This is a genomic window from Polaromonas sp. P1_E3, assembly GCF_056405935.1.
This window is the reverse complement of record NZ_JBFUBD010000083.1, coordinates 1-11488: the sequence shown is the minus strand read 5'-3', so window position 1 is coordinate 11488 and position 11488 is coordinate 1. Positions and strand designations below refer to the sequence as shown.

Genomic DNA, 11488 nt, shown 5'->3' with positions numbered 1-11488 from the left:
CTGCTCAACACGCGAGCGGCCGGTGTAGGGTTTGGATTTTTCGTCTTTGTAGCGCTGCTCGTACGCAGCGATGATTTTGTCGAGGTGCTCAGTGATCGCACGCGCCGGCTGGCCGGACTGCACCAGCTGGGCTGCGGCCATGAGCTGCTGGCCCAACGCGGTGTCGTCGGGGTTGGCCGCCGCGGCCGGTAAAGGCTCATCCGGTATGGCGGGCTGGCTGAGGGCCGGAAAGACGGTAAAAGCGGTAACGGCGGCAACGAGGCAGGCAGCCAGTGCCCTTGTTGCCGTCCATGCGGTTTGTTGTTGTGACGTTTTGTGCATCGTGGGCATCCGGTTTAGCTGGTGACCTGGCAACGGCCGGTCAGAGYGCCTTGCCCAGCCGCGCCACACCCTCTTCAATCCTGGCCACATCCGCCGTGGCAAAGCTCAGCCGCAACGTGGCCAGGTCCGGGTTGCTGGCGTAGAACGGTGCGCCGGGCACAAAGGCCACGAGTTGCTCAATCGCTTTTTTGGCGAACTCACCCGCGTCTTTGCTCTTGCCGCCTGCACCCGTGAGGCGTGCCCAGAAGAACAGGCCGCCCTGCGGCTGGGTGAATTCAATCGCGTCGCCGAGCTCGCGCTTGAGCGCTGCGCCCATGGCATTGGCGCGCTCGCCGTACACCTTGCGCACATGCGTCAGCGTGGCGGGCATGCGGCCGGCCTTGAGGTATTGGGCGGCAGTGGCCTGGGCGAAGGTGCTGGTGTGGGCGTCGCTGAACTGTTTGCACATGGTGGCTTTGGCCAGCAATTCGGCGGGCGCGATCATCCAGCCAACGCGCAGGCCGGGGCTGAGCACCTTGCTGAGTGAGCCGCAGTGCGCCAGCAGCTCGCGGCTGCCGGGCACGCCGGCGCTCAGGGCCAGCAGCGAAGGCGGTGGCGCCTCACCGAAGTAGAGGTCGCCATACGGGTCGTCTTCGACGATGAGCGTCTGGTATTTAACGGCCATCTCGAGCACCTTCTTGCGGCGTTCGAGGCTGAGCAGTGCGCCGCTGGGGTTGCCGAAGGTGGGAATGAGGTAGACGAACTTGGGCTTGTGCTGGGCGATGAGTTGTTCGAGCTCGTCGGTCTTGACGCCATGGGCATCGATGGGCGCGCTGATGAGTTCGGCGCCGTACAGGCGAAAGCACTGGATGGTGGCAAGAAAGGTGGGGCCTTCAACGATGACCTTGTCGCCGGGGGAGATCATGGTCTTGCCCAGYAAATCAAGCGCCTGCTGGCTGCCGGTGGTGACGATGAGGTTTTCAGGGGCGACGCCTTGGGCGCCCTTGGTGGCCATGAAGGCGCTGAGCTGTTCGCGCAGCGGGCCATAGCCTTCGGTGGCGCCGTATTGCAGCGTGCCGCCGGGCTCTTCTGTCAGGGCCTTGTTGCTGGCCTCCTGGATGCCGGCCACGTCAAACATGGCGGGGTCCGGAAAGCCGCCGGCAAAGCTGACGATGCCGGGCTTGCCCAGCAATTTGAAGAGTTCGCGGATGGCGGAGGTTTCAACGTTGTTAAGGCGGTCGGCAAATTGCAGTGGCATGAGGGTCTCGCTTTCTGTTTTGTATTGTCGCCAATTTGCGCGCAGGTTTCCTGCGGTGTGGGCCACCGGCCCGGCCGCGCCCGCCGCAAGCCTGCGCGGGCGACGCCTGGCAAGCAGCTCAACACAGGCCCCTTGACAGAGTAACAGTCTAGAGTAATACTCCAGTCATGAGTTCAGCCACACCCCCTACCGCCGCCCTCTCCACCCGCGAGCGCCTGCTGGACGCCGCCACCAAAGTGTTCCTGGCGCACGGCTTCACGGCCGCCTCGATGGACATGGTGCGCCAGGAAGCCGGTGTGAGCAACGGCAGCCTGTACCACCACTTTCCCACCAAGGCACAGCTGGCCGACGCGCTGTATGCCCACACGCTGCGCGATTTCCATGCGGCGCTGATGCAGCCCATCAGCGGCAAGGCATCGGCCCAGTCGGGCGTCAAGGGCCTGATGCGCGCTTACATCCAGTGGGTGCTGCAACACCCCGACCAGGCGCGGCTGCTGCACACGCTGCGGCGCGGCGGCGACATGGCGGGCGGCGCCGAGATCGACGCGGCGAATGAACAGGCCTTTGCCACGCTGAAGGCCTGGGTGGCGCAGCAGGTGGAGGCCGGCGAGATGCGGGCCATGCCTTTTCACCTGTGGATGGCGTTGATGTTTTCACCGGCGATGTCGCTTACGCAGGGCTGGGTCAGCCAGCCCACCCCGGCCGTCACACCCAAAGTGCGGGCCGCACTGGAACACGCGGCCTGGATGGCCATGGCGCCCTGAACACCTTCCCCCGATTCAACAAGGAGTACCTGCATGAAAGTTTTCAATGTTCACCAACGCCTGCTGCACGCCAAACCAGAGCAGGTAGGCGCGCTGATTGATTCGCTGGGCTCGCCGGCAGATGCCTTGTGGCCCGGCAAGGTCTGGCCGCGCATGAAGTTCGACAGGCCGCTGGCCGTGGGCGCCATCGGCGGGCACGGGCCCATCCGCTATGTGGTGGAGGCTTACACGCCGGGCCAGTCTGTGCGGTTTCGCCTGACCGCGCCGGCGGGGTTTGACGGCTGGCACGGCTTTGAGGTGCTGGACGCCACGCCCGCGCACAGCGTGCTGGAGCACCGCATCGAGATGAAGGCACGCGGCACGGCCCTGCTCTTCTGGCCGCTGGTGATTGGGCCCCTGCATGACGTCTGCGTGGAAGACGTTCTGTCGCAGGCACAGCTCTCGCTGGGCAACGAGCCCCGGCCGGTACCCTGGCCCGGCTACATACGCCTGCTGCGCTGGCTGGTGTCGGGCGGCAAGCGGCTGACACCTCCCTTTGCGCGCAGCCAGCATGCCCGCTGACATGTTGATGTGGGCCCGCGAGATGCTGGGCCGTCAGCCTTTCAGCGCGATGCTGAACGCGCAGCTCGATGCCTTTGCGCCCGGCAGCGCGGAGCTGTCGGTACCCGTGGTGCCTGGCCTTTTGCAACAGCACGGCTTTGTGCACGGCGGCGTGTTGTCTTATCTTGCGGACAACGCGCTTACGTTTGCGGGCGGTTCGGTGCTGGGCGACTCTGTCACGTCAGAGTTCAAGATCAACTACCTGCGGCCGGCCAAAGATGCTGACCGCCTGCTGGCCGTGGCCACGGTGGTGGGCAGCGGCAAGACCCAGGCGGTGTGCCGTTGCGATATTTTTGTGCTGCGCGGGAAAGAGCGCATTTTGTGCGCGGCGGCGCAGGGCACGATACGCAAGGCGGGCTAGACACAGCAACAGGTGGCCGCTGGCGCTAGACTTGCCGGCATGCCTTTGACCCAGACGCAAGAGCCCACGCCCAACCCGCACCAGCGTACCTACATCGCCCGCATCAACCGGGTGGTAGACCACGTCAGCGCGCACCTGGACAGCACGCTGGACCTGCAAACGCTGGCCGATGTGGCGCACTTTTCGCCCTGGCACTTTCACCGCGTGTTCCAGGCAGCCATGGGCGAAACCCTGGCCGACTGCGTGCGCCGACTGCGGCTGGAGTCAGCGGCGCAGCGCCTGATATTTACGCAGCAGACCGCGCTGCAAATCGCGCTTGACACGGGCTTTGCGTCGGCCGAGGTTTTCAGCCGTGCCTTTCGCGCCCACTTCGGTACAACGCCCACGGCCTGGCGGCGCGGCGACTGGCGCGGCTGGGCAGCGCGCCAGGTGCGTGAACATGGCAAGAATCATCAAGCCCATCACAAGCCGAATCAAGACTCCATCATGGCGCTGTTTAAAGATAGAACCCTCTGGCCCGTGGGGCCGGTTTTATCTGAAAGAGGCTTGAACATGCACATTGAACTGAAGACCTTTCCGGCCATGCGCCTGGCTTACATGCGCAACACCGGCCCTTACGGCGACCAGGTGGCGCAGCTGTGGCAACGCTTTGTCGCCTGGTGCGGCCAGCACGGCTACATGAACCCGCGCCCCAGGATGTACGGCATCAGCCAGGACAACCCCGAGATCACGCCGGCCGACAAGTGCCGCTATGACGCCTGCATTGAGGTAGACGAGGCTTTCAAACCGCAAGGCGAGATAAGCGTGCAAAACTTTGGCGGCGGGCGCTATGCCTGCGGCCGCTTCACCGGCAAACCCGGCAACGAAGTGCACGAAGCCTGGACGCACATGTTTGCCGAGTGGCTGCCGCAAAGCGGCTACCAGCCGGAGAACAAGCCGGCGCTGGAGCTGTATGAAGAAGACTTCGTGATGGACCCGAAAACGGGCAACTTCAGCTGCTGGCTCTGCGTGCCGGTGCGGGCGCTGTAGCGCCGGGTCTTGCTCCGGCTATGTGCTCTTTGCTGAGGGTGGCTGGCCGGGGGTTGCCCGGCGTGCAACTCACTTTCTTTTGCTTCGCCAAAAGAAAGTAAGCAAAGAAAAGGCGACCCGCAGTCTGGGTCCCCTGCGCTACGCTACGGGGCAACCTGCGCTGCTCGACTCCGGCGGCGGTCCGCAGAACTCGCTACGTTGCACTTCGCTCAAACAACTGCGGCCCGACCTTCCGCCTCCGTCTGCGCTGYTCGGCCCAGCCAGGACGGGGAAGTCCGAATTCGGGTACCGAAAGTCAAGACCAATACCAATACCAATACCAATACCAATACCAATACCAACAAGGACTCGCCRTGGCGAGTCCTTGTTTCTTCGGGTGTTCGGAGTTTTGCCTTCGGCTTTGGTATTCCTTCCCACCCCCTTGTGGATGCGCCGAGGAGCGCAGGGCCAGACGGATCAGGGCAAAAACTTGTTTGAGCCGAAGGCGAGTTGTTTTTGACCCCGGCTGGACCGAGCACCGCAGGTTGCCCCGCAGCGAAGCGCAGGGGACGCAGGAACCAGGGTCGCCTTTTCTTTGCTTACTTTCTTTTGGCGAAGCAAAAGAAAGTGAGTTGCATGCCGGGCAACCCCCGGCCAACCGCCCTCAGCAAAGGGCGCGCCCACCAACTCACCAACACCATCACAACCCCGCCAGCGGCAACACCTTGCCCTCAGCCGATGAAGGCGGCGCAATGCGCAGCACGCGCGCCAGCGTGGGCGCGATGTCTACCACTTCCACGCGTGCATCGATGCGGCCGGGCTTCACCCATGCCGGGCCGTACATCAGGATGGGCACCTGGGTGTCATACGGATGCGGTGAGCCGTGCGTGGCAACGGTGTTGCCGAACATCCAGCCGGGCCTGAGCGAATACTGCACGTCGCCCGACACATCCGCGTGCCAGGACTTGCGGATCTGGTCGAAGAAAGGCGCGCCGGCACGGCTTGCGCTTTGCAGTTCCCGCCGTGTGTAGGCTGCGACAAAGCCGGGTTCGGCCAGCAGCAGCGTGCGGGCTTCTTCTGCCAGCGCATTGGCATCGGCCTGCTTTTGTGCGATGAGTTTTTTATCAAGCAGCAGGCTGGAGCCTGAGAAGCCTGCGGCCCATTTGCCCTCACCAAAGCGCTTTTCCAGCCCGGCATTGACGCGCGCCAGCACCTGGCTGCTGTTGACGCGCCCGGCCTCGCGCCCCTGGCTGGCCAGGTAGTCAGGTGACGGCATGAAGCCATGGTCGGCCGTCAGCATGACGAGGTAGTTGTCTTTGCCGATGCGTGCGTCCAGGTCCTGGAAGAATGACTGCAGCATGCGGTCGAGTTGCAGCAGGTGGTCGTGCGACAGGCGCGACTCGGCGCTGAAAGCGTGGTTCACGTAGTCGTGGCCCGACAGGCTGACCGACAGGATGTCGGGAATGTCGTCCTGCCCCAGTTGCTCGCCGGCAATGGCAGCGCGGGCGAATTCCAGCGACATGGCATCGACAAAAGGCCCGCGCAGCAGCGAGTTGTAAAAACGCGGGCCTGGCGCCGTGTCGTCAGGCGCGCCATACATGGCGGGCAAGCCGCCGCCGGCAGGGCCAAACCATTTTTGCTGGTCGGGCACCGAGCGCGCATAGGCAGCCTCGGGCAGCACGGCCTTCCATTCGGCCTTGAAGTAGCGGTCGGCCGGCTTCTGGCTATTAAAGGCATTGACCCAACCCGGGTGTGCGGCCATGTAATGCGTGCTGGACGCAAACTGCCCCGTGGCACCCATGTACATATAGGCCGTGCCGGTTTTGCCGGCGGGCAGGATGGCGCCGCGGTCCTTGCCGGAAATGCCGATCACTTTCGAGCGGCTGTCGACGCGCCGCAACACGTCGCCCACAGTTTCGGCCTTGAGGTTTTTGGGGCTGGTGCCGTCCAGGGCATTGGTGGCGTGGCCGATGTAGGTGGCCGTGGTGTCGCCCGTGCAGTACACCGGCTCGGCGGTGACCGGGTCGCGCCAGTCATTGCCGATGATGCCGGTACGGTGCGGGTAAGCGCCGGTGAGCATGGTGGCGTGGCCTGCCGCGGTAACGGTAAAGGCATGGCCGTAATGCGCGTTGGCAAACCACGCGCCGCGGTCAAGGAAGCGCGCCAGGCCGTCGGGTGCGAGCTGGTCGCGGTAGTCCAGCACCTGGCGCTGCGGCAGCCCGTCCACCACCAGGAAGACCACCAGTTTTGGCCGCGGTGCAGCGGCCTGCGAAGGTGCGGTAGAGCCGGGCGCGGTGGCACAACTGGCCAGCAACACAGCCGCGAGTGCAGCAACCAGAAAGCGCAGAGGTGTGTGAAGTTTCATGGAGATCATGCGGATGATGCTAGGTGAATTCATGATTTGCGGGCAACAGTAGTCACCCGTAGCGCGCCTGGCCGTCACGGCCTGTTGCCAGGCAGGCGTGCATGGTAACCGGAGGCATTACGTACCCATAGGTGTCCTCCATGTAGGACCATGGCTTTGCGAACTACTACTTCTGTCTTGTTCACATTTGGTTTCAATGCCAGATGATTGACGTGCATTTCCCTTCTGGTGCAGGATGCATTGATGACGAACAAGGAAGCACCGGACACACCGCCCAGCGTGGCGCCCTACGTCGCAGCGCCAGGGGAGACCGAGGTTGACCGCGTGGTGACGGCGAGCATGTGCAACATGCGCGAAGGCATCTTTGCGCAGATGGAAAACATCCGCACGGAGTCGCTGCGCCACAACACGCCCCTGGGCCTTCATGTGGTGCTGCATTACCAGAGCGGCTGGTTTGTGCATTGGGTGGAAGGGCCTTCGGCGGCCGTGCGGGACCTGCTGCAGCACGTACAGCACGACCCGCGCCACCATTCGCCCCATACCTTGCACACCAGCAAGGGGCGGCGGCTGTTGCCCACGCCCTGGTCGATGGCGATGTCGCAGGCCACTGAGTCGGCGGTTTATTTCGGCCGCCGGGTCATGGCCCTGCGGGAGCAGCTTGAAAAGGGCAAGCAGTACTCGCCGTCATCGGTGCTTCGCCGCCTGTCGGCGCCCATGCAGCTTGCGCAGGCACAGGCGCTGGCCGACCCCGAAGCCTTTCACCGCATGGGCATCTGCTCGGCCAGCGGCAACGAGGCTTTTGACATGGTGGAGTGGCTGGCCCAAAAAACCGGCGGGACGGTAGCCAAACGGCGCTTTGCCGGCGAGACTGACTTTGACGGCAGCAGCGAATACGTCGACTTCATGGAAGGCGGCTACCCCTGCCGGTTGATTGCCGTGGCGCGCAATGGCCTGACGCACGGGCTGCGCCGCGCCTTCCTTCCGGACTGGCCGTATTTTGTGATGCTTTTTTGCGGCCTGGCCAAGTTTGACGATGCGTTGATGGCCCGCATGATCGCTGCCTGCGACGGCCTGGCTKCCAGGCCGGTGCTGGTGGGGGTTGCGCGCGACACGGCAACCCACCAGCGCATGCAGGACATGGCACAGGCGGCGCAACTGGAGTATGTGGTGGGAGGTGTTGCCACACCCGACAACTGCAGCGCCATCTGGCAGATGATGCGCGACCAGCTGGGCCATGCCGGTGCGCCTTCGAGTTCAGTGTGGGATGTGCCGCGCATGGTGGCCTGAACCGCCCTGCTCTGCTTTTATCCTTGCGCCTGAAAAGCCGGAAGCTCGCTGCATAGCCGGGGCCCGGTGCGTGCCGGTGCGCGCCGGTGCTGCACGCCGATACACTGCGAGGCATGAAAAAAGAAGACATCGCCCCGTTCTTTGCCACGCTGAAAGCCGCCAACCCGATGCCGGTGACGGAGCTCGAATACACCAGCGTGTTTGAACTGCTGGCAGCGGTGCTGCTGAGCGCGCAGGCCACGGATGTCAGTGTGAACAAGGCCACGCGCAGGCTCTACCCCGTGGCCAACACGCCGCAGGCCATCCTTGACCTGGGACTGGAGGGCCTGGAGTCGTACATCCGCACGATCGGGCTTTACCGCACCAAGGCCAAAAACCTGCTGGCCACCTGCGAAATCCTGGTGAAGCAGCACGGCGGCCAGGTGCCGCGCACGCGTGAAGCGCTGGAGGCCCTGCCCGGTGTGGGCCGCAAGACAGCCAATGTGGTGCTGAACTCGGCTTTCGGTGAAGCGGTGATGGCGGTCGACACGCACATCTTTCGCGTCAGCAACCGCACAGGCCTGGCACCCGGCAAGAACCCGCTGGAAGTCGAGCTGGGCCTGCTCAAGCGCGTGCCCACCGAATACCTGGTGGACGCGCACCACTGGTTGATCCTGCACGGACGCTATGTGTGCATCGCGCGCAAGCCCCTGTGCTGGCAGTGCGCGGTGGCGCCGTGGTGCGACTTTGAGCCAAAGACGCCTGTGCCTGCGTAGGCCACAGGCAGCCGCGCTTGCGTTTGACCCCGCGCTATTAAATCAGTAGCTGCCGGCGCTTAGGCGACGAGGGCTGAATACGAATCCCCCGCTCGCACAGGTGTGTAGTACTTGCAGCTTACGGGGAGTTTCCCTGTGTTGCGCACGGTCAACGCCGCAGTGCCGCGCCGTCGCGCAGGGTGGGTATCCATCTCGCGAAGCGTGCGAACTGGGGAATTTTTCCTCTCGGGACGACCTATCATTGAAAGCTCCGCTGGCTCAGCCAGATTTTTTGATGGATGAGTCATGTTCAACATTTCGGCTTCACGTACCGTTCTTCGCGCCCTGAGTCTGTATCTCGTATTTTTCGCGAGTGCCAGCCATGCGCAAAAAGCCTGGGTCATCGGCCAGTCCGCGCCCCTGAGTGGCAGCAACGCCAGTTTCGGACGCGACATTCAGGACGGCGCTCAGGCCTACTTCAAGTCAGTCAACGCCAAAGGCGGCGTAGCCGGCCTGCCAATCCAGCTGGTGACGCTGGACGATAAAAACGACCGCAAGCTGGCCGGCGCCAACACCACAAAACTGCTGGCCGAAAATGACGCGATGGCCCTGTTTGGTTACGCGTCGGCCACGCTGAGCCTGGACGCCATGCCCCAGGCGGAGAAAGCCGGTGTGCTGTTTTTTGCACCATTCTCCGGTGCCAACCCGGTGCGCAAGCCAAGCCCGGTGGTGTACACGCTGCGCGCATCCTACGGCGACGAGCTTGAAAGAATGCTGTCCTTCTGGACCGGTCTGGGCCTCAAGCAGGTGGTGGTGGTGCATTACGACGACGAGGTCGGCAAGCAGAATCTGGCCGTGGTGGTGGCCTATCTGGCCAAACAGGGCAAGAAGCCCGAGGCTTTCTCCCTGCAGCGCAATGCCAAGGTGAGTGAGGCGCAGGTCGCGCAGCTGCTCGCGCTCAAGCCCGACGTCCTCATCAACACCGTGCTGTCCGGCGCCGCGGCTGACATCAGCAAGCAGGTAGTGGCACAGGGCAAATTCATTCCGATGTCCAGCCTGTCTTTCGTGGGCGCACAGCAGTACATCGAAGCTGCTGGCGAAGCCGGCGCCGGAGTGTCCATCTCTCAGGTCGTGCCCAATGCGGCATCCCCGCTGCCGGTGGTCAAGGAATGCGCCAAGGCGCTGCAGGACGCCGGCGTCAAGCAGGTCATGAACAGCACTCATCTGGAAGCTTGCATTGGCGCGAAGGTGCTGACCGAAGCCATGCGCCGCAGCAAAAAGCCAGGCGATGCCAAAGCACTGCTGGCTGCGATGAGCGCGATGGGCAGCTATGACACCGGCGGCTTCGTGGTGTCCTATTCACCAGGTCAGAACCACGGCAGCAAGTACGTGGAGCTGGGCATGGTGACGCGCGACGGCAAGCTGCGCAATTGAGGCGCGCCGCTGCTGCGGCCTCTGCAGTCTCGAAAATGCGGCAAGAAATGGCCTTTCAGCCCTTGCCGCTTGAGCGCCAGCAGCTACTGATTTAATAGCACGGCGTCAAACGCAAGGGCCGCAGCCAGCGGCGTAACGAAGCGCTTAACGGGCGAAGGTGCCGTCGGCGCGAATCATCGTCAAGTTAACGAAGCGCGAACCCAGGTTGCTCTGCTTGCTGTAAGTCAGCGCGAAACCGCCCAGGTCTTCGTTGGTGAATGTTTCGAGCGTGCTGATGAGTTTGGCCCGCGTAACCGGCGCGGGGGTTTTCTGCAGTGCACGTACCACCAGCTTGGCGTTCAGGAAACCTTCCATGCTGTTGTAGCTGAACTTCTTGTCGCCGTTGGCCGAGATGATGGTCTGGTATTCACGCACCACGGCGTTGCCCAGCTCGGTAAACGGGTAAGGCACAACCTGGGAAGCAATCACGCCCGCTGCACCGTCCTTGAGCTCGGCATGCAGGCCGGACGACACGCTGAGCACCATGAACTGGGCGGTCACGCCCTTGGCACGAAAAGCCTGGATGAACGCCGCATTGGGCTTGGCCTGGCCAATCAGGATCACGGCCTGCGGCTGCGCTGCGGCAATCACGTCAGCGGCCTTGGCCACGTCCAGCGTGCCGCGCGGCACCGGGGCCACGGCAGCGGCCGTCGCGCCGCGCTTTTGCATGGCGGCGTTCAGGGCTTCCAGGCCTTCCTTGCCGAAGGCGTCGTCCTGGTACATCACGGCGATCTTCTTGATGCCGATGGTCCATGCGTGATTGACGGCTGCTTCGATCTCGTCGGTAGTGCTGGCACGCACGTGGAACAGGTTGGACACATAGGGGTCGCGCAGCGACTTTGCGCCGCTGGTGTTGCCGATCTCCGCAATGCCGGCAGCCTGGACCAGGGGCACGATCTTCAGCATGTTGGCCGTGCCGCGATAGCCCACCAGCGCCACGGCGTTCTGGGTTTCGATCAGGGCCTTGGTGTTTTCGGCCGTCTTGTCGGGGTTGAAGCCGTCGTCCATGCTGACGAGCTTGATCTTCTCGCCGCGGATGCCACCCTTTTTGTTGATGTCGTCAAAGTACGCGTTCATGCCGCGCACATAGTCGGTCGTCAGCGCGGCGCTGTTGCCGGAGAGGTCGCCCGAGTGGCCGAGCACGATGTCGGCCGATGCGGCCGATGCGGCCAGACCCAGAAAAAAAGCGGCCAGCAAACGGCCGCCTTTTGAAAAATTAACAACTTTCATGAAACGAATCCCTACCCTCTTGTGAAAAAAATTGTGTGAATAAAAAAGCCGGCCCAGGGCCGGCTTGTGCTTCCGGTGCGCGAGGTGGTCAGGCGTCGACCCTGACCT

11 protein-coding genes are annotated in these 11488 nt (G+C 63.4%); 7 read left to right on the top strand and 4 right to left on the bottom strand.

Going from position 1 to position 11488, the window contains the following annotated elements; translation table 11 throughout:
• Both AC1D0Z_RS11400 and AC1D0Z_RS11395 read right to left on the bottom strand, forming a co-directional pair.
• A partial coding sequence (locus tag AC1D0Z_RS11400; protein ID WP_477658359.1) for a hypothetical protein occupies positions 1-321 on the bottom strand: 321 nt, incomplete at its 3' end.
• 40 nt (positions 322-361) lie between these two features.
• Positions 362-1552: an aminotransferase-like domain-containing protein gene (locus AC1D0Z_RS11395; RefSeq protein WP_477658360.1), complete on the bottom strand. Its 1191-nt coding sequence runs from the start codon at positions 1550-1552 to the stop codon at positions 362-364.
• A gap of 173 nt (positions 1553-1725) precedes the next feature.
• Here AC1D0Z_RS11395 and AC1D0Z_RS11390 point away from each other — a divergent pair, with 173 nt between their 5' ends.
• The 4 genes from AC1D0Z_RS11390 to AC1D0Z_RS11375 are packed head-to-tail and all read left to right on the top strand — an operon-like array spanning position 1726 to position 4312.
• Entirely contained in the window at positions 1726-2322 is a 597-nt protein-coding gene (locus tag AC1D0Z_RS11390) for a TetR/AcrR family transcriptional regulator (RefSeq protein WP_477658358.1), read from the top strand.
• A 33-nt stretch (positions 2323-2355) separates the two neighbouring features.
• A complete protein-coding gene (locus AC1D0Z_RS11385) occupies positions 2356-2883 on the top strand; it encodes an SRPBCC family protein (protein ID WP_477658357.1) in 528 nt (175 codons plus the stop codon).
• The gene (locus AC1D0Z_RS11380; RefSeq protein WP_477658356.1) at positions 2873-3283 is read left to right on the top strand and encodes a PaaI family thioesterase; all 411 of its coding nucleotides are present in this window, start codon (positions 2873-2875) and stop codon (positions 3281-3283) included. Before AC1D0Z_RS11385 ends, AC1D0Z_RS11380 begins: the two co-directional genes overlap by 11 nt.
• A gap of 39 nt (positions 3284-3322) precedes the next feature.
• Complete coding sequence (locus AC1D0Z_RS11375; protein WP_477658355.1) at positions 3323-4312, top strand: AraC family transcriptional regulator; 990 nt, start codon at positions 3323-3325, stop codon at positions 4310-4312.
• Positions 4313-4991: 679 nt separating this feature from the next.
• On the opposite strand, the gene AC1D0Z_RS11370 is transcribed toward AC1D0Z_RS11375, so the two are convergent.
• Positions 4992-6689 carry an alkaline phosphatase family protein gene (locus AC1D0Z_RS11370; protein WP_477658354.1) on the bottom strand — a complete coding sequence of 566 codons (1698 nt, stop codon included), beginning with the start codon at positions 6687-6689 and terminating at the stop codon, positions 4992-4994.
• A 210-nt stretch (positions 6690-6899) separates the two neighbouring features.
• On the opposite strand from AC1D0Z_RS11370, the gene AC1D0Z_RS11365 reads away from it, so the two are divergent.
• The 3 genes from AC1D0Z_RS11365 to AC1D0Z_RS11355 all read left to right on the top strand — a co-directional run bounded on the left by AC1D0Z_RS11365 (position 6900) and on the right by AC1D0Z_RS11355 (position 10111).
• Entirely contained in the window at positions 6900-7943 is a 1044-nt protein-coding gene (locus tag AC1D0Z_RS11365; protein ID WP_477658353.1) for a BLUF domain-containing protein, read from the top strand.
• A 113-nt stretch (positions 7944-8056) separates the two neighbouring features.
• A complete protein-coding gene (nth, locus tag AC1D0Z_RS11360; protein WP_477658352.1) occupies positions 8057-8698 on the top strand; it encodes an endonuclease III in 642 nt (213 codons plus the stop codon).
• 285 nt (positions 8699-8983) lie between these two features.
• A complete protein-coding gene (locus tag AC1D0Z_RS11355) occupies positions 8984-10111 on the top strand; it encodes an ABC transporter substrate-binding protein (protein ID WP_477658351.1) in 1128 nt (375 codons plus the stop codon).
• 144 nt (positions 10112-10255) lie between these two features.
• Here the strand turns inward: AC1D0Z_RS11355 and AC1D0Z_RS11350 are convergent, their stop codons facing one another.
• Positions 10256-11380, bottom strand: coding sequence for an ABC transporter substrate-binding protein (locus AC1D0Z_RS11350; RefSeq protein WP_477658350.1), 1125 nt, complete (start codon positions 11378-11380; stop codon positions 10256-10258).
• Between the last annotated feature and the right edge of the window lie 108 nt (positions 11381-11488).